Consider the following 17,432-nt stretch of genomic DNA (forward strand, 5'->3'; position numbering starts at 1 on the left):
GCCCAGCTTCTAGGATCACGATGAGTGTCCTGACTGGAAGCTTCATCCGCCTTGCACACAAAAATTTGGACAGTCCCGTGCCGCGGCCGGCATGAAGTGCTCAGGCTAGGAAAAGCTGCTTTCTTTGGTGACTTTCTTTGCAGCAGCAAAGAAAGTTACCCCCGCCCCGGGGAGGGGCAGTGCTAATAAACCGATACGAAATCAGGATTTCACGGCAGCCAAAACCAAAACAAACCTCACCTGGCGGCAACCGCCTGCCTCACCGGCCCCCCCAACGCCCGCAGCGTCTCCTTAACAGTAGAAATCCTCACCGCAAGATCCAGACTCCGCGCTTCGATCCGCAACTTGTCCTGACCAGCCAGCTTGATGTGCTTATGCTTCTGCACCATCTCGATGATCTTCATCCCATCGACAGGCGGATTCGGAATGAACTGCAGCGAGATGGACTGCTCTCCCGCATCGATCTTGGAAATGCCGAGCGGCTTCGCCGCCAGCCTCAACCGATGCGTCTCGACCAACGCATGCGCCTGCGGCGGCAGCTTGCCAAACCTGTCGACGAGCTCTTCGAGAATGCCATCGATCGCATCGCTCGATTCGCAGTTCGCAAGACGCTTGTACAGCGACAGACGTTCCTGCACATCGCCGCAGTAATCGGCGGGCAGGATCGCGGGCGCGTGCAGGTTGATCTCCGTCGTCGCCGCGAGCGGCGCGTTCAGATCCGGCTCGCGTCCTTCCTTCAACGCGCGCACGGCATCGTTCAGCATGTCGGTGTAAAGCTGGAAGCCGATCTCCTGAATTTCGCCCGACTGCTTGTCGCCGAGCACTTCGCCCGTGCCGCGAATTTCGAGGTCGTGCATCGCGAGATAGAAGCCCGAGCCGAGTTCCTCCATCTGCTGGATCGCCTCAAGCCGGCGCTGCGCCTGCTTCGTCAGCGACTGCGGATCGTGCACGAGCAAATACGCGTACGCCTGGTGATGCGAGCGCCCGACACGCCCGCGCAACTGATGCAGCTGCGCGAGCCCGAACTTGTCCGAGCGATGCATGAGGATCGTGTTCGCGCTCGGCACGTCGATGCCGGTCTCGATGATCGTCGTGCACAACAGCACGTTCGCGCGCTGCCCGACGAAATCGCGCATCACGCGTTCGAGTTCGCGCTCGTGCATCTGTCCATGCGCCACCGCGATGCGCGCCTCGGGCACGAGCGCTTCGAGCATCGTGCGACGGTTCTCGATCGTCTCGACTTCGTTGTGCAGGAAGTACACCTGGCCGCCGCGCTTGAGCTCACGTAGCATCGCCTCGCGGATCACGCCGTCTTCCTCGCGGCGCACGAAGGTCTTGATCGCGAGGCGCTTCTGCGGCGCGGTCGCGATCACCGAGAAGTCGCGCAGGCCTTCGAGCGCCATGCCGAGCGTGCGCGGAATCGGCGTCGCGGTGAGCGTGAGCACGTCGACCTCGGCGCGCAACGCCTTGAGCGCCTCCTTCTGCCGCACGCCGAAGCGATGCTCCTCGTCGATGATCACGAGCCCGAGCCGCTTGAACTTCACATCGCTCGACAAGAGCTTGTGCGTGCCGATGACGATATCGATACTGCCTTCGTTGATTTGCTGTATCGCGGTCGATACTTCCTTGCCGGTCTTGAAGCGCGACAGCTCCGCGATGCGCACGGGCCAGTCGGCGAAGCGGTCGGTGAAGGTCTGCGTGTGCTGCTCGGCGAGCAGCGTCGTAGGCGAAAGAATCGCGACCTGTTTGCCCGCCATCACCGCGATGAACGCGGCGCGCAACGCGACTTCCGTCTTGCCGAAACCGACGTCGCCGCACACGAGGCGGTCCATCGGCTTGCCGCTCGTCATGTCGCCGATGACCGATGCGATCGCCGCGGCCTGATCGGGCGTCTCTTCGAAGCCGAAGCTCTCCGCGAACTTCGTGTAGTCGCGCGGTTCGAGCTTGAACGCATAACCTTCGCGCGATGCGCGGCGTGCATACAGGTTCAGCAGTTCGGCGGCGGTATCGCGGATCTGCTGCGCGGCCTTGCGCTTCGCCTTCTCCCACTGGCCGGAGCCGAGCTGATGCAAGGGCGCGCTGTCCGGGTCCGCGCCGCTATAGCGCGAGATGACGTGCAACTGCGCGACCGGCACGTACAGCTTCGCCTCGTTCTGATATTCGAGGTGCAGGAATTCGGTTTCGCCTTCGCCGAGATCCATCGACACGAGGCCCATGTATCGGCCGATGCCATGCTGCGCATGCACGACTGGATCGCCGATTTTCAGCTCGGCTAAGTCGCGCACCATCGAATCGACGTTGCTCGCCTGTTCCTGCCGGCGTCGTCCGGCGCGGCGCGCGAGCGGCCCGTACAACTCGGTTTCGGTGACGATCGCGAGCTTCTCCGACGTCAACACGAAGCCGGTCGAAAGCGGCGCGATGCCGAGCGTGAACTTGCCGTCGCTCGTGAGCCATTCCTGGAACGTGTCGTGTGACTCGCCGCGCAGGCCGTTTTCGGCGAGCAATTGCTGAATCGTCTCGCGCCGTCCCGCAGATTCCGCGACGAGCATCACGCGGTTCTCCGTCTGCTCCAGATAATGGCGCAGCGCGAGCAGCGGTTCGTCGGCGTGACGGTCGATCGCGAGTCCGGGCAGCGGCAAAGCCCAGCCGCCTTCGGGCGTCGCCGGGAATTTGAGCTGCGCGAAAGGCTTTGCGAACGTGAAGAAATCGTCGTCGGACAGGAAAAGCCGGCGCGGTTCGAGCAGCGGGCGCTCGCGATCGTGCGAAAGGAAGTCGAAGCGCTGCTTCGTGTCGTGCGTGAAGCGCTTGATCGCAGCGTCCATGTCGCCGATGAACGCAAGCTGCGAGCCTTCGGGCAGATAGTGGAAGAGCGTCGCGGTTTCATCGAAGAAAAGGGGCAAATAATATTCGATGCCCGCCGACGGCACGCCGTTGCCCATGTCCTTGTAAATCTGCGAGCGGCTCGGATCGCCTTCGAACGTTTCGCGCCAGCGGCTGCGAAAGGCCGTGCGTGCGGCTTCGTCGAACGGGAACTCTCGGCCCGGCAGCAGGCGCACGTCGCGCACCGGGTAGAGGCTGCGCTGCGTGTCGGGATCGAAGGCGCGGATCGAATCGACCTGATCGTCGAACAAGTCGATGCGATAGGGCAGCGGCGAGCCCATCGGATAAAGATCGATCAGCGAGCCGCGTACGCAATACTCGCCCGGCCGCACGACCTGGCTCACGTGCTCGTAGCCCGCCAGCGTCAGTTGCGCCTTGAGCTTCGCTTCGTCGAGGCGTTCGCCTTGCGTGAACGAAAACGTGTAGGCCGCGAGAAACGATGCCGGCGGCATACGGTAAAGCGCCGTCGTTGCGGGCACGATGAGAATGTCGCAGCGTCCTTCGCCGAGATCGTGCAGGGTCGCGAGACGCTCGGACACGAGATCCTGATGCGGCGAGAACGTGTCGTAAGGCAGCGTCTCCCAGTCGGGCAGGAGGCGCACGCGCGCGTCCGGCGCGAAGTAGGGGATTTCGGCGGCGAGGCGCTGCGCATCGACGGCGCTCGCGGTGACGACCGTCAGGAGCGGCACGCTTTCCCGATGGGCGGCGTGATAGCGCGCGATGGCGAGCGCATCGGAGGAGCCCGACGCGCCGTCGAAGGCGAAGCGCTGGCCCGCCTTCACGAGCGCGATGGGAGAACTGGACTGCGCTTTGACGGCTTTGGAGGACATAGGGTGTGCAGTGAACCGTCCGTGCGCGACACCGGAAACGGTGCGCCGGACGTGGTCGCGAAAGACGTATTATAAAATCCGGGCTTCAACTTTGACTTGTCACCTCATTTACCCGCTCATTTGCCCGTGACCTCCCGCCTGTTTTCACTGATTCCCTGCGCCGGAACCGGCAGCCGGTCCGGCGCGCCGATGCCCAAGCAATACCAGACGGTCGCGGGCCGCCCGATGCTCGCGTACACGCTCGCGGCGTTCGACGCGTGCTCCGAATTCTCGCAGACGCTCGTCGTGCTCGCACCGGACGACCATCATTTCGACGCCCGCCGCTTCGCCGGGCTGCGCTTCGCGGTGGAGCGCTGCGGCGGCGCCTCGCGGCAGGCGTCGGTGTACAACGGGCTCGTCGCGCTCACGAACTTCGGCGCGCGCGACGACGACTGGGTGCTCGTGCACGACGCCGCGCGCCCCGGCATCACGCCGGCGCTGATCCGCAAGCTTGTCGCGGAACTGCGCGATGATGCGGTCGGCGGCATTCTCGCGCTGCCGGTCGCGGATACCTTGAAACGCGTCGCACCGAACATGCCCGATGCGCCGGGCAGCCACACGCGCATCGCCCGGACGGAATCGCGCGACGGTCTCTGGCAGGCGCAGACGCCGCAGATGTTCCGGCTCGGCATGCTGCGCGAAGCGATCGAGCGTGCGCGTCACGACGGCCACGACCTGACGGACGAAGCGAGCGCCATCGAATGGCTCGGGCACTCGCCGAAGCTGGTTCAGGGCAGCTTGCGCAACTTCAAGGTGACTTATCCGGAAGATTTCGCGCTGGCGGGCGCGATTCTTTCCGTGAAGCCCTAAACGCTTACTTTTACTGCAAGGTTTCGATCGATGGATTTCAGAATCGGACAAGGGTACGACGTCCACCAACTCGTGGAAGGCCGCCCGCTCATCATCGGCGGCGTGACGATCCCTTATGAACGCGGGCTGCTCGGCCATTCCGACGCCGACGTGCTGCTGCACGCAATCACCGACGCGCTCTTCGGCGCGGCATCGCTCGGCGACATCGGGCGGCACTTTCCGGACACGGCGACCGAATTTGCGGGCGCGGACAGCCGCGTGTTGCTGCGCGAAGCCGTGAAGCGCGTGACGGAAGCGGGTTTTGCGATCGCGAACGTGGACAGCACGATCATCGCGCAGGCGCCGAAACTCGCGCCGCACATCGACGCGATGCGCGCGAACATCGCCGCCGATCTCGATCTTTCGATCGATCGCGTGAACGTGAAGGCCAAGACCAACGAGAAACTCGGTTATCTCGGCCGGAAAGAGGGCATCGAGGCGCAAGCCGCGGTGCTCTTGCGCCGCACGTCGATCGACCATTGAGCGCGGCGTCTGCGGCGTCTGCGGCGTTTCGAAGCGCTTATTTCCCTTCCGCTTCGATCGTCAGCGCGACCGCATTGATCACCGCCGCGATGCGGCCGACGTCGCGCAGTTGCGTCGTCGACATGCCTTCGGTCACGAGATTTTCGTAGTGCGATTTCACGCAGAAATGGCACTTGCCGATGATCGATGCCGCCAGCGCGTACATCTCGAAGCGCCGCTTGTCGACGCCGCCGTGCGACGCGTACGCGTTCATGCGCAGGCCCGCGGGCTGGGTCTTGAGATCGGCGTTGTCGGCCATCTCCAGATACGGATACCAGACGTTGTTCATGCCCATCAGGGCGGCTGCGGTGAGCGCGGCATTCGTCTCTTCCGGCGAGAGCACGCCCGCATTGCGAATGATGCCGACGAGCTTCGTCGCCTTCGCGGCGAACGCGGCGGCCAGCGCGACGCCGACTGCGTCATCGCCTTCGAGCGACGAGCGGGCGATCGTGCCGTCGACGTTCAGGCGAATGTCCTTCGCGTAGTCGGGCACGAGTTCCTTGATCGCAGACAGGAATTCCATTGTTCTTCTCCTATTCGATGGCGTTAAAAAGCCCGCCAGCGCCGAGCATGGCTCGGCCGGATGGCGGGCTTTACGGCACTAGGAACGCTTAGAGCGTCGCGCCGCCGACCGCGCGGTTGCACGGGCACAGTTCGTCCGTCTGCAAGCCGTCGAGAATACGCAGGACTTCCTCCGGGCTGCGGCCCACGTTCAGGTTGTTGACCGACACGTGCTGAATCACGTTGTCCGGATCGATGATGAACGTCGCGCGCAGCGCCACGCCGGCTTCCTTGTCGCGCACGCCGAGCTGGTCGATGAGTTCGCCTTTCACGTCGCCGAACGCGTAGTGGTTCAGCTTGTTCAGATCCTTGTGCTCGCGGCGCCAGGCCAGCTTGACGAACTCGTTGTCGACGCTGCCGCCGAGCAGAACCGCGTCGCGGTCCTCGAAATCCTTCGCCAGCTTCGCGAACTCGACGATTTCCGTCGGGCACACGAACGTGAAGTCCTTCGGATAGAAGTAGATGATCTTCCACTTGCCGGGAAAGGACTGCTCGGTGACTTCCTCGAAAGCGGACTGGCCGTTCTCTTCGTGATGGTTGAAACCCGGCTTCGCAGCGGTGACGGTGAATGCTTCGACTTTATCGCCAACGGTCTTCATTCAGGAACTCCTGGAATCGTTGAAAGGACGCGCTCCAATCAAACTACCGGATCGCCGTAACGCGCGCGTGACACTTTCGTGCCGAGGCCTGCTGCACGTGAGCCCGACTCATCTTAAACCGATTTAAGCGATCGCCTCAAACGGCGTTCTAGCCTTCGAAGCGCGCGCCGCCTTTCATCGGCGGGAAATCGATCGTGACCTCGAAACCGGGCAGGGGCGTGCGATTGCGCAGCCGCAGCGTGCCGCGTTGCCGCGTGACGAGCCGCTGCACGATCGCCATGCCAAGACCCGTGCCGTTCGCCTGCGTGCGCGCCGTATCGACGCGATAGAACGGGCGCGTGATGAGCGCCACCTGATCGTCGGGGATGCCGCGGCCTTCGTCCATCACCGAGAGCTCGACCTTGCCGTGCGCCACGCGCGTCTGCAGCGTGATGCGCGCGATGTCGTCGTGTTCGCTGCGCCCGTACTTGCGCGCGTTTTCCAGCAAGTTGCCGACGACGCGGCGCGCGTCCGTCGGATCGCCTTCGATCACGGCGCCCTGCGCGAGATCGGTGCGCATCACGACGCCGTCGTCGGCCTGGAAGCGCACGGCGAGCTCGCTCGCGATCATCGAAAGATCGACGGCTTCGGGCATGCGCTGCATCGGCCGCGCGTAATCCAGAAAGCGTCCGATGATCATGTCCATCTGCTCGATGTCGTCGATCATCGCGAGCTTGGTCGCTTCGTCCGACGGGCTCATTTCGGTTTCGAGACGCAGGCGCGCGAGCGGCGTGCGCAGATCGTGCGAAATGCCCGCGAGCATCAGCGCGCGATCCGCTTCGAGCTGTTCGAGATCCTGCACCATCTGGTTGAAGCTTCGATTGGTTTCCGCCGCAACGCCCATGCCGCGCTCGGGCAGACGCTCGGGCGATTGTCCCGAACCAAGCTTGCGCGCCGCGAGCGCCAGCCGCGCGAACGGCCGGTTCACGAGACTCGTGATGAACGCCGCGCCGAACAGCGAGAGCGCCAGCGCGAAGACGCCCCAGCCGGCCCATTGCAGGCCGGTGACGGTGTCGAGCTGATCGCGGTCGAGGGCGACCCAGTAATCGTCGTCGTCGATCTTGAAGCTGATCCACACGCCGGGAATCTCGTTCACCGACTGCGCGATGATCGTCTCGTTGCCGAGCCGCCCGCGCACGTCGCGTTCGATGAGCCGGTTGAGCGATTCGTCGGGCTGCAGCTTGTATTTGTCGCTGGTTTCGCGCGGATACACGCGCACGCCCTCGTTGCTCTCCAGATCCTGAAGCAGCGCGCGGCGCAGATCGGGATCGGAATAGAGCAGGGCGGTGCGCGTGAGCTTGACCACGGCGACGAGCTGCAGCGCCACGCGTTGCGCGCGGGGCTCGCGCTCGATCACGCGAAAGCTCTGAAACCACGCCGTCAGACTGACGGCGATGAGCAGCGCGATCAGCGCGAAGGTTCGCCAGAACAGGCCGCCGAACGCGAGCGCCAGTAGCCGCCTGTCGATGCGCATGGGTCTGTCGGGCTCAGCTCTGTGAAGGGGATAAAGCGTGGTGAGACTCGCTCAAGTGAATCAGGCAGCGCCGTCGGGAATGAAGACGTAGCCCAGGCCCCAGACGGTCTGGATGAAGCGCGGACTGCTGGGATCGGGCTCGATCAGCTTGCGCAGACGCGAAATCTGCACGTCGAGACTGCGATCGAAAACTTCGTACTCACGGCCGCGTGCCAGCTCCATCAGCTTTTCGCGCGAGAGCGGCTGACGCGGATGGCGCGCGAACACCTTCAGCACCGAAAACTCGCCGGTCGTCAGCGGAATTTCCTGGCCGTTCTTCGTGAGCGTGCGCGTCGCGAGATTCAATGCGAACTCGCCGAACTCGAACACTTCGGTGGTCTCGGACGGCGCGCCCGGCAATTCGGACGGCGTCTGACGACGCAGCACCGCGTGAATGCGCGCGACGAGCTCGCGCGGATTGAACGGCTTCGGCAGATAGTCGTCGGCGCCCATTTCGAGACCGACGATGCGGTCGACATCTTCGCCCTTCGCGGTGAGCATGATGATCGGCGTGCGATCGTTGCTGCCGCGCAGACGCCGGCAGATGGAAAGACCATCTTCGCCGGGCAGCATCAGATCGAGCACGAGCAGATCGAAACGCTCGCGCACCCAGAGCTTGTTCATCGACGGCGCGTTTTCCGCGACGTACACGTTGAAGCCCTGTTCACCGAGGTAGCGCCGCAGCAGATCGCGCAGGCGCGGATCGTCGTCGACTACGAGAATTTTTGAGGGGTTCTTGGTTTCCATGAGGGCATCTTAGCGCGTTTGATCAAACGCCGAGTTTGTAACAAAAGCGAGTGTAACAGTTGGTTACAAAATTTACGGAGGCTGTGGCACGGCCTAAGGGTTTGCTGCGTACACTGCTTTACCTGAGCCCGCCATTCGGTAGATACTCCATTAGACCAGCGCGTCTTGCGGCCCGACCAAGCCCTTCTGAAGACGTGCATGAAAAGAATGAGGCTGTCCGGTTGTCGAGCAACGAAGGGAACAACATGAAGGGAGCGCGACAGCGCGGACCCGTGCGCACCGAGCGCATTCTCAGGAAAACTCTCATCGCCAGTGCGCTATATGCAGTACTGAGCACCCCTCATGCCTATGCGCAATCCACCGGTTTCACGCGCGACGGCAATACCTTCGATCGCAGCATCACGAACCCGCCGAATCGCTTCGATGGCCGGATGATTCGCGCGCAGCAGCGCGTGAGCAAGAGCGCGGTTTCTTCCACCCGCGATCGCGACCCCCGGACCTCCGCGATGCAGCCCGTGCAGCAGGCCGATCAGACACCGCCCGCACGGCCGCCGCGCCACACCGTGATGACCGCCGATGAGCGGCGTCTCTTGCGTCAGCACATCGAAGAAGCGGTGCGCGATCTCTACAAGCGGTAAGCGGCGCGAACCGCGATGAACCGACGTCAATTCCTCTCGATTGCCGGCGCGTTCGCGGGATGGGCGGGCGGCATCGGCGAGACGTGCGCCTTCGATCGTTCCTATTCCGTCGATACGCTCGTGCTCGTCGATCTCGACGGTGGCAACGACGGCCTCAACACGGTCATCCCTTATGCCGATCCTCGTTATCGCGCGTTGCGCCCAAACCTCGCGCTGTCTCGCGAGCAAGTCATTCCGCTGAATGAACGCACGGCCTTGCATCCGTCGCTGCTGCCGTTGATGAGCGCGTGGCGCGCGAACGAACTGGCGATCGTGCAGGGCGTCGGCTACGACGCGCCGAACCGCTCGCACTTTCGCTCATGGCAGATCTGGGACACGGCGTCGCATGCGGATGAGTATCGTCACGACGATTGGCTTGCGCGTACGAGCGTCGCTTCTTTCGACGCCGCCGCGCGCTGCCTCGCGACGCATCGCACGCAAGGCGGCCTTAACGCGATCCATGTCAAGCTGCACGGCTTCGACACACACGAGAATCAGGCGCATCGGCATGCGATGCTCCTCTCACGATTCGCGGAAGGACTGGCATCGCTGCGCGCGACGTTGATCGCGTCCGGCGCATGGCATCGCACGCTCGTGATGACGCGTTCGGAATTCGGACGCGCCGCGCGTGAAAACGCCGCGGGCGGCACGGACCACGGGGCGGCGGCGCCGCATTTTCTGATGGGCGGAAACGTGCGCGGCGGACTCTTCGGCATGCCGCCGCGGCTCGATCGGCTCGATGCGGACGGCGGCGTGCCCGTCGACATCGACTTCAGAAGACTCTATGCAACCGTGCTCGGCGCTGCGGGCATCGAACCGCTGCCGCTGCTGCGTGCCTAGCGCGTCTTCCACGTGATCCACAGCTTGCGAATCGGCGTGAGCGAGATGCGCTGATGCAGCACCTGAAAGTGCTCCCGCTCGATTTCGTCGAATAACGCAAGCGACAGCGCGGCCTGGGCGCGCAGCACGCGTTGCGTCGCGCGTTCGGAATGGGGAATCGCCGTGAGCGCATCGTCGAGCGAGCGCCGGGCGCGCTCGGTCTGAAAGCGCATGAGATCCGAAAACGCATCGCTGTACTTGCGATTGATGATGTCCGCCGCGGTCACGCCGAAGCGCTGCAACTCGTCGATGGGAATGTAGATGCGGCCGTTCCTGGCATCGTCGCCGATCGCCTGAACGCGCTCGGCGAGCAGCAGCGCCGAGCCGAGCGGCGCGGCCCATTCCGCGGCGCGCTGCGGATCGCGCGCGCTCCCGCGTGCGACGGCCGTCGCGAATGCGCCGCCCGTCTGCTCGAGATAGCGCCTGAAGCCGGGCCAGTCGAGATAGCGCGCCTGATCCAGATCCATGCCGAAGCCGTCGACGACTTCAGCAAGCGACGCGCGCCCGGCATCGTCGAGAACGGGATGCGCGGCGTCGCCCGCATGCGCCTTCAACGCTTTGGTGACCGGATGCGTCGGCTCGCCGCCGTCGAGCCGGGCGAGCTCGTTTTGCCACCACGCATGCTTGGTGCGGCCGATGGTCGGATCGCTGGTCTCCTTCACGGTCTCTTCGATCTCGCGATAGAGCGCGTACAGCGCGGTCAGGAGCGGCTGGCTCGACGCCGCCGCGCGGCGCAGCGCGTAGTACGTGCCGGAGCCTTCGGGCGCGGCCTTTTGCTGGCAATAGTCGTCGAAATTCACGAACGGGGCTTGTGGGGAGTTCGAAGGATGAGCGTCGCGGCCGGCTGGTGGCGGTTGTTCTCGTCTCGCGCCGCGCGCAAGGCGCCGGGTGACGCACGGCCGCTCATTTTATCCGGCGGGGCGCGGCTTCGCTGACCATCGCGGAAAATGCTGCGCGCGATTGTGCGCCGAACCACCGACGCCCGATGCTCACGTGCGCCACATTGGCAGAATCGACGGGAGGCACGCATGGGCTTGAGCAAATCCGAGAACAAGCAATTCGGCGACAAATGCCTGCCGTACCTCGTGAGAAGCGTGGCAACGAATTTCGGCTTCGATTTTCGCGTGTGTCCGCGTCAGATGCACGTCTCGCCGACGATCGGGCTGCATATCACCGCGCATCGCCGCGCCGACGCGAAGCTCTCGTTTCCGCTCAATGTCTTCGTGTACTGGCAGCCGTCATGCGCGCGACGGTTTCTGTCGCACGTCGACCGGCCGGTGGCTGCCGCGCGCGCAAGCGAGCGCATGCCCGAGGAGATCAGGCGCCTGATGGATCAGTCGGGTGTGGACTTCGCGGGTCGCTCGCAGGCGAAGGGCGAAGTGATGATGGTCGAAATGGGCGAAATCGACGTCTGACGCAAACAAAAAACCCCTTTGCCGATGAAAGGGGTTTCGTGTTTCGTGTGGTGCGAGGAGGGGGACTCGAACCCCCACACCCTTGCGGGCGTCAGGACCTAAACCTGGTGCGTCTACCAATTTCGCCATCCTCGCAGCAAGGCACCGGTCCGCTGTGCCAAGCCCGAAATTCTAACCGATTCGTCTGTCGATGTCTGCGAAATTGCGTCGCGGCACTTCGCGCCCGGAACGGTTGGGCACGGCGTGAATGGCTTTCGATGCCGACCATACGCATCGCAAGATTGCGGCTTGTCCGATGCCTGCCTACAATCTCGTTCAATCCTCCCGCTTCGGCACGCACACCTTCCCTTATGACTCGCAACGCGCGCAATCGCTTCGTCGCATGGCTCGGCATCGCCGCCATGTGGCTCGCCATTGTCGCGCCGGTCATCAGTCAGACGCTCGCCGCACGCGCTGCCGCGAGCGATCCGGAAACGGTCCTCTGCGCCGTCGACGCGACCGAAGCGTATGAGCACGAAGGGCACGAAGGTCATCACGCCGTCGCGCAGGACGATACCGCGCACGCGGGTCATCACGACGCCGCCAGTCATTTCGACGCCTGCTCGTACTGCGGACTGCTCGCGCACAATCTGCCGCTCGCTATCGGGCTTACGCATGACATCGTGCGTATCGAACGCGTCACGCGCGCGTCGACATTCGCCGATATCGACACTGTCGTTTCGAAGTCCTTCAACGCCGCGAGTCCGCGCGCGCCTCCCGCTCTTTCCTGAAATCGTCCTCCGTCCGATCGCTTCAACGTTCGCTGCGCGCATGAGTGCGGCGAACGGGCGCGATCGCTCGTCAGTTCTTTTCAGGATTTCACGATGTTCACGCTCTCAACGCGAGCGCGACGGCGTTCGCGCCATCGCGCCGTCGCGCGTTCCCGCGCCTGGCTGCCGCTGTCGCTGATGGCGCATGCGGCTTTGTCCGCGGCGGCCAATGCAGAAGTCGATAACAACGCGCCCACCAATCAGAACGATGCGGCGCTCGCTCCGGTCGTCGTCACCGCGCAGGCGGCACCGCGCGCGTCGTCGCTCGATCCGAATCTGCCCGCGAGCGTCGATACCGTCACCGCGGATCAGTTCCAGTACTGGAACGTGACGACGCCCGAAGACGTGCTCAAGTACGCGCCGAACATGGCGGTGCGCAAGCGCTTCATCGGCGACCCGAACGCGACCATCGCCGTGCGCGGCACGAGCAACGCGCAGACCGCGCGCGGCCTCGTCTATGCCGATGGTCTTCTGCTGAGCAACTTCCTCGGCAACACGTTCACCTTCGCGCCGCGCTGGTCGATGGTATTCGCCGACGACATCGAACGCACCGACGTCATCTACGGCCCGTATTCCGCGCTTTATCCGGGCAATTCGATCGGCGCGACGGTCGCGATCACGACGCGCATGCCGACGCAGTTCGAGGCCGACGCGAAAGTGCAGGGCTTCACGCAGCACTTCGATCTCTTCGGCGTGAACCGCAATTTCAACGGCACGAACACGACGGCGACCATCGGCGACAAGATCGGCAAGTTTTCGTTTTTGATCGGCGTCGATCATCTCGAGAACACGGGGCAGCCGCTGCAGTTCGCGACGTTCGCGCAATCGACGACGCCCGCGACCGCCGCAGACAGGCCCGTTACCGGCGCGTACTTCTACAACGACCAGTTCAACGCGCGCACCGCGGTGCTCGGCACGTCGAGCGAGGCGATCGAGCGCACGTTTCAGGATCAGTTGCGCGTGAAGCTCGCCTACGATCTGACGAGCACGCTGCAGGCGGGTTTCACGCTCGGCTACTGGCATCAGAAGTACAACAGCGATACGCAGACCTTCCTGCGCGATGCAGCCGGCAATCCGGTGTATAGCGGCCGCGTGAACATCGGCGGGCTCGAATACAACATTCCCGCGGCGACGTTCGCGCCGAGCATGGGATCGAGCGAAAACTTCCTCTACGGCCTGTCGCTGCGCACGCACAACGACACGGGCTGGAACGCCGAGGCGATCGCGTCGTACTTCGACATCACGCAGAGCATCGCGCGCACGGCGAGCTCCGGTGTGCCCGGCGATGGTCCCGGCACCCTCACCGATGGCAGCGGCTCGGGCTGGAAATCGCTCGATCTGCGCACGAGCTGGACGCCCACCGCGCGCTCGGGTCTCACCGCGCACGCGTTGTCGTTCGGCTATCACTACGACAACTACTTTCTCGACAACGTGACTTCGAACACGGCCGCCTGGCGCGATGGCGGCGGCGTGTCCTTTGCCAATTCGTTCGGCGGACGCACGCGCACGCAGGCGGTCTATGCGCAGGACGCCTGGCGCTTCCTGCCACGCTGGGCGTTCGTCTACGGCGTGCGCTACGAGAACTGGAACGCATACGACGGCACGCGCGCCGTCGGTGTGACCGCGCTGGGCTATCCGGAGGCGAGCGAAAGCCACTGGTCGCCGAAAGCGTCGCTGTCGTTCGATGTCACGCAGGATCTGACCTTGCGTGCATCGATCGGGCGCGCATACCGGTTTCCGACCGTCGGTGAGCTGTTTCAAGGGCAGATCAACGGCATCTCCATCGTCAACAGCAATCCGAATCTGAAACCCGAAGACGATCTGTCGAAGGAACTGACGGCGGAATGGGTGCGCGGCAATGGCTTGTATCGATTCACGCTGTTTCAGGACGACGTGAAGAACACGATCCTGAGTCAGACCAACACGACCGTCATTCCGAACGTCACGAACTTCCAGAACATCGACAAGGTGCGTTCGCGCGGCGTCGAATTCGCCTATGAAGGGCAGGACGTGCTGTTGCGCGGGCTCGATCTCATCGCGAACGCGGCGTACACGCAGTCGAAGATTCTCGCGAACGCCAACAATCCGGCGTCGGTGGGGAAGTACTTCTATCGCATTCCATTGTGGCGCGCGAACGTGGCGGCGACGTATCACACGCCCGGGAATACCGCGACGACGCTCGCGGTACGTTACTCGGGGCGGCAGTACAACACGCTGACGAACACGGACGTCAATCCCGACACCTACGGCGGCACGAGCACGTACGCGGTCGTCGACGCCAAGTTCACCTGGAAGCCGACGAAGCGCACGGAACTGGGCGTCGGCGTCGACAACCTGTTCGACAAGCGCTACTACGTGTTCCATCCGTATGCGGGGCGCACGTTCTATCTCGAAGGGCGCATCGGCATCTGATGCGCTTCGACTCAACACTTCTTGAACGGGAATTGCCATGCTCGCACCCAATCTGAACACGGCAGCCGCCACGCCGGATGCGGAAAACATCGCGCATCGCCGCACGCTCTGGCGCTGGCACTTCTATGCGGGGCTCTTCGTGATGCCGCTGCTCATCGTGCTCGCGATCACCGGCACGATCTATTGCTTTCAGCCGCAGATCGAGCCGCTTTTGTATCGCGACAGAATGGTCGTCGCGGATACGCACGGCCCGCAGCTTTCGCGCGATGTGCTGCTCGCGAAAGCTCTCGCGAGCGAGCCGCGCGGTGCGGTGCCGACGCTCGTGCAGATCGAAGCCGACCGCACGCGCAGTGCCGAATTCGTGTTTCGTCTGCCGTCGGGCGAAAGCGAAAGCGTGTACGTGAATCCCTACGATGGCGCGGTGCTCGGCACGCTCTCCGTCGAGCATCGGCTGATGAAGCAGGTGCGCAATCTGCATCGCGGTCTGATGCTCGGCAAGACCGGCGAACTCGTGATGGAGCTCGCCGGCTGCTGGACGCTCGTGATGATCGGCACGGGCATCGCACTCTGGTGGCCGAGCCGTTCGAACGGGGCAAAGGGCGGCGTGTGGTTGCCGCGACTGTCGCTGCAAGGGCGCGCGTGGTGGCGCGATCTGCATGCGGTCGGCGGCGTCTGGCTCGCGATCGGCGCGCTGTTCTTCGTGCTCTCCGGGCTGCCGTGGTCGGGATCGTGGGGCAAGGAGTTCAAGGCGCTGGCGACATCGGCGTCGCTCGGTTATCCAGAGGGCGCGTGGGGCGAAGCGCATGTGCATTCGACCGCACCGGCGGCATCGGCATCGAAAGACGCGGATGAACACGCGATGCACGGCATGCACATGAAGATGGACGATCTGCCGCTGCATCAGACGCCGTGGGCCGTCGGTGCGACGGATGTGCCGGACAGCGCATCGAAGCAGGCAGCGCGCGTATCGATCGATGACGTGGCCGCGCTCGCCGCAAAAAACGGCGTCACCGACGACTACGGCATCGCGCTGCCGACCAAGCCGACGGGCGTCTACACCGTGTCGTATTTCCCCGCCGATCCGCGCGCGGAACGCACGCTGCACATCGATCAATACAGCGGGCGCGTGCTGTCGGACATCGGCTACCAGAGCTATGGACGCGTCGCGCAATGGATCTCTTACGGCACGTCGCTGCACATGGGACGCTACTTCGGGCTCGCGAACCAGATCGCGTGCTCGGCGATCTCGCTCGGGCTCGCCGCACTCGCCGTGACGGGCTTCATCATGTGGATGAAGCGTCGGCCCGCACGCGAGCTCGGCGCACCGGCGCGGCCGGTCAGGCGAGCGCCGATGCGCGCATGGCGCGGCGGCCTGACCGTGCTCGGCATGATTTTCCCGCTGATGGGCGCGACGATGCTCGCGGTCTGGTGCGTCGACCGCCTCGCGTTCGGAGCGAAGCGGGCGGCCGCGTGATCATCGCTTGATCAGACCGACCCGAAGCGCAGTCGCGTGAGCTGCTCGGCTTCATTCGCGAGCAGCCGCGCGGCGTCGCGAATAGCCGTCTCGAGCGTGATCGGGCCGGGCGCGGGCGAGAAGCAGCCGCTGAAGAATTCGGAAAGACGCGGCAGCGCCGCCGAATCGACCGCGCCCGAGAGCAGCGAGGCCGGCACGCCGTGATCGCGCGCGTGCTTGCAGGCGATGAACGGCGCCTTGCCGTGCAGCGTCTGCACATCCGAGCGACCTTCGCCCGTGATGAGCCAGTTGGCGCCTTCGAGCGCGGCATCGAGCCCGATTTCGCGCGCGACGACTTCCGCGCCCGTCTCGAAGCGCGCGCCGAGCATGTGCAGCGCGAAACCGAGCCCGCCCGCCGCACCCGCGCCGGGTTCGTTGCGTTTTTTGACGCCCATCGCGGGTTCGAGCAGATCGGCGAAATGGGTCAGCGCGGCGTCGATCGTCGCGACTTGCTCCAGAGTCACGCCTTTTTGCGGGCCGAAGATCGCGGTCGCGCCGTGATCGCCCGTCAGCGGATTGTCGACGTCGGACATGCCGACGAATTCCGCATCCTTCACACGCGGATCGAGCCCCGATGCATCGATGCGCGCAATCCGCGCGAGCGCCGACGGCACCGGCTCCAGTTCGTTGCCGCTCGCGTCGAAGAGCTTGAGCCCGAGGCCGACGAGCAAGCCCGCGCCGCCGTCGTTCGTGCTGCTGCCGCCGAGCGCGACGTAAAACGTGCGTGCGCCGGAATCGAGCAGCGCGCGGATCGCTTCGCCCATGCCGAGCGTGCTGCGCTCGGTAACGGGTACGGCCATGCCGTCCGGATCGGTGATGCCGACGACTTCCGCCGTTTCGACGATCGCGCCGCCATCGGCGAGCAGGCCCGTCGCGGCGTCGCGGCGCGCGGCTGCTGCGCCGCGCACATTGAGCATGCGGCGCTCGCCGCCCGCCGACAACATCGCGTCGAGCGTGCCTTCGCCGCCGTCGGCCATCGGACGGATACGGATGTCGGCGTCCGGCCGCGCGCGCCTGATGCCTTCCGCGATGGCGTTCGCGACGCCTTCGGCGGAAAGCGAGCCCTTGAAGGAATCGGGAGCGATGACGACGATGGGAGCAGCAGGCGTGGCAGACGTGGCGTTAGGCATGGTGTCTCGAATGTTCTG

Annotated in this window: 15 protein-coding genes and 1 tRNA gene; 8 read left to right on the forward strand and 8 right to left on the reverse strand. The window is 64.3% G+C overall.

Annotated elements, in window-relative coordinates; genetic code table 11:
* Positions 1-236: 236 nt before the first annotated feature.
* The gene (gene mfd / locus AWB74_RS26700) at positions 237-3,710 is read right to left on the reverse strand and encodes a transcription-repair coupling factor (protein ID WP_061149677.1); all 3,474 of its coding nucleotides are present in this window, start codon (positions 3,708-3,710) and stop codon (positions 237-239) included.
* 126 nt (positions 3,711-3,836) lie between these two features.
* Between mfd and ispD the strand changes: the two genes are divergently transcribed.
* Positions 3,837-4,559, forward strand: a complete 723-nt coding sequence (gene ispD / locus AWB74_RS26705; protein WP_061149743.1) for a 2-C-methyl-D-erythritol 4-phosphate cytidylyltransferase — start codon at positions 3,837-3,839, stop codon at positions 4,557-4,559.
* Positions 4,560-4,589: 30 nt separating this feature from the next.
* On the forward strand, positions 4,590-5,081 hold the full coding sequence (ispF, locus tag AWB74_RS26710; RefSeq protein WP_061149678.1) for a 2-C-methyl-D-erythritol 2,4-cyclodiphosphate synthase: 492 nt from the start codon (positions 4,590-4,592) through the stop codon (positions 5,079-5,081).
* A 37-nt stretch (positions 5,082-5,118) separates the two neighbouring features.
* Here ispF and AWB74_RS26715 read toward each other — a convergent pair whose 3' ends face one another.
* The 4 genes from AWB74_RS26715 to ompR all read right to left on the reverse strand — a co-directional run bounded on the left by AWB74_RS26715 (position 5,119) and on the right by ompR (position 8,579).
* Positions 5,119-5,643 carry a carboxymuconolactone decarboxylase family protein gene (locus tag AWB74_RS26715; protein WP_061149679.1) on the reverse strand — a complete coding sequence of 175 codons (525 nt, stop codon included), beginning with the start codon at positions 5,641-5,643 and terminating at the stop codon, positions 5,119-5,121.
* 88 nt (positions 5,644-5,731) lie between these two features.
* Positions 5,732-6,280, reverse strand: coding sequence for a peroxiredoxin (locus tag AWB74_RS26720; RefSeq protein ID WP_014191267.1), 549 nt, complete (start codon positions 6,278-6,280; stop codon positions 5,732-5,734).
* Positions 6,281-6,428: 148 nt separating this feature from the next.
* The gene (locus AWB74_RS26725) at positions 6,429-7,793 is read right to left on the reverse strand and encodes an ATP-binding protein (protein WP_061149680.1); all 1,365 of its coding nucleotides are present in this window, start codon (positions 7,791-7,793) and stop codon (positions 6,429-6,431) included.
* A gap of 60 nt (positions 7,794-7,853) precedes the next feature.
* Positions 7,854-8,579 carry an osmolarity response regulator transcription factor OmpR gene (gene ompR / locus AWB74_RS26730; RefSeq protein ID WP_008349770.1) on the reverse strand — a complete coding sequence of 242 codons (726 nt, stop codon included), beginning with the start codon at positions 8,577-8,579 and terminating at the stop codon, positions 7,854-7,856.
* Positions 8,580-8,824: 245 nt separating this feature from the next.
* On the opposite strand from ompR, the gene AWB74_RS26735 reads away from it, so the two are divergent.
* On the forward strand, positions 8,825-9,217 hold the full coding sequence (locus AWB74_RS26735; RefSeq protein WP_087039210.1) for a hypothetical protein: 393 nt from the start codon (positions 8,825-8,827) through the stop codon (positions 9,215-9,217).
* A 15-nt stretch (positions 9,218-9,232) separates the two neighbouring features.
* Entirely contained in the window at positions 9,233-10,096 is an 864-nt protein-coding gene (locus AWB74_RS26740; RefSeq protein WP_061149681.1) for a DUF1501 domain-containing protein, read from the forward strand.
* Here the strand turns inward: AWB74_RS26740 and AWB74_RS26745 are convergent.
* Positions 10,093-10,935 carry a squalene/phytoene synthase family protein gene (locus AWB74_RS26745; protein ID WP_061149682.1) on the reverse strand — a complete coding sequence of 281 codons (843 nt, stop codon included), beginning with the start codon at positions 10,933-10,935 and terminating at the stop codon, positions 10,093-10,095. The genes AWB74_RS26740 and AWB74_RS26745 overlap by 4 nt on opposite strands.
* Positions 10,936-11,163: 228 nt before the next feature.
* On the opposite strand from AWB74_RS26745, the gene AWB74_RS26750 reads away from it, so the two are divergent.
* Positions 11,164-11,550: a DUF5594 family protein gene (locus AWB74_RS26750; RefSeq protein WP_061149683.1), complete on the forward strand. Its 387-nt coding sequence runs from the start codon at positions 11,164-11,166 to the stop codon at positions 11,548-11,550.
* 48 nt (positions 11,551-11,598) lie between these two features.
* On the opposite strand, the gene AWB74_RS26755 is transcribed toward AWB74_RS26750, so the two are convergent.
* Positions 11,599-11,685, reverse strand: a tRNA-Leu gene (locus AWB74_RS26755).
* A gap of 215 nt (positions 11,686-11,900) precedes the next feature.
* Here AWB74_RS26755 and AWB74_RS26760 point away from each other — a divergent pair.
* The 3 genes from AWB74_RS26760 to AWB74_RS26770 all read left to right on the forward strand — a co-directional run bounded on the left by AWB74_RS26760 (position 11,901) and on the right by AWB74_RS26770 (position 16,245).
* Positions 11,901-12,320, forward strand: a complete 420-nt coding sequence (locus AWB74_RS26760; protein ID WP_061149684.1) for a DUF2946 domain-containing protein — start codon at positions 11,901-11,903, stop codon at positions 12,318-12,320.
* Between the two features lie 93 nt (positions 12,321-12,413).
* Entirely contained in the window at positions 12,414-14,771 is a 2,358-nt protein-coding gene (locus tag AWB74_RS26765; protein WP_061149685.1) for a TonB-dependent receptor, read from the forward strand.
* Positions 14,772-14,808: 37 nt separating this feature from the next.
* The gene (locus AWB74_RS26770; RefSeq protein ID WP_061149686.1) at positions 14,809-16,245 is read left to right on the forward strand and encodes a PepSY-associated TM helix domain-containing protein; all 1,437 of its coding nucleotides are present in this window, start codon (positions 14,809-14,811) and stop codon (positions 16,243-16,245) included.
* Positions 16,246-16,256: 11 nt separating this feature from the next.
* Here the strand turns inward: AWB74_RS26770 and AWB74_RS26775 are convergent, their stop codons facing one another.
* Entirely contained in the window at positions 16,257-17,414 is a 1,158-nt protein-coding gene (locus AWB74_RS26775; RefSeq protein WP_061149687.1) for a glycerate kinase, read from the reverse strand.
* Positions 17,415-17,432: the final 18 nt, after the last annotated feature.

The organism is Caballeronia arvi (genome assembly GCF_001544695.2).
Taxonomy (GTDB): domain Bacteria; phylum Pseudomonadota; class Gammaproteobacteria; order Burkholderiales; family Burkholderiaceae; genus Caballeronia; species Caballeronia arvi.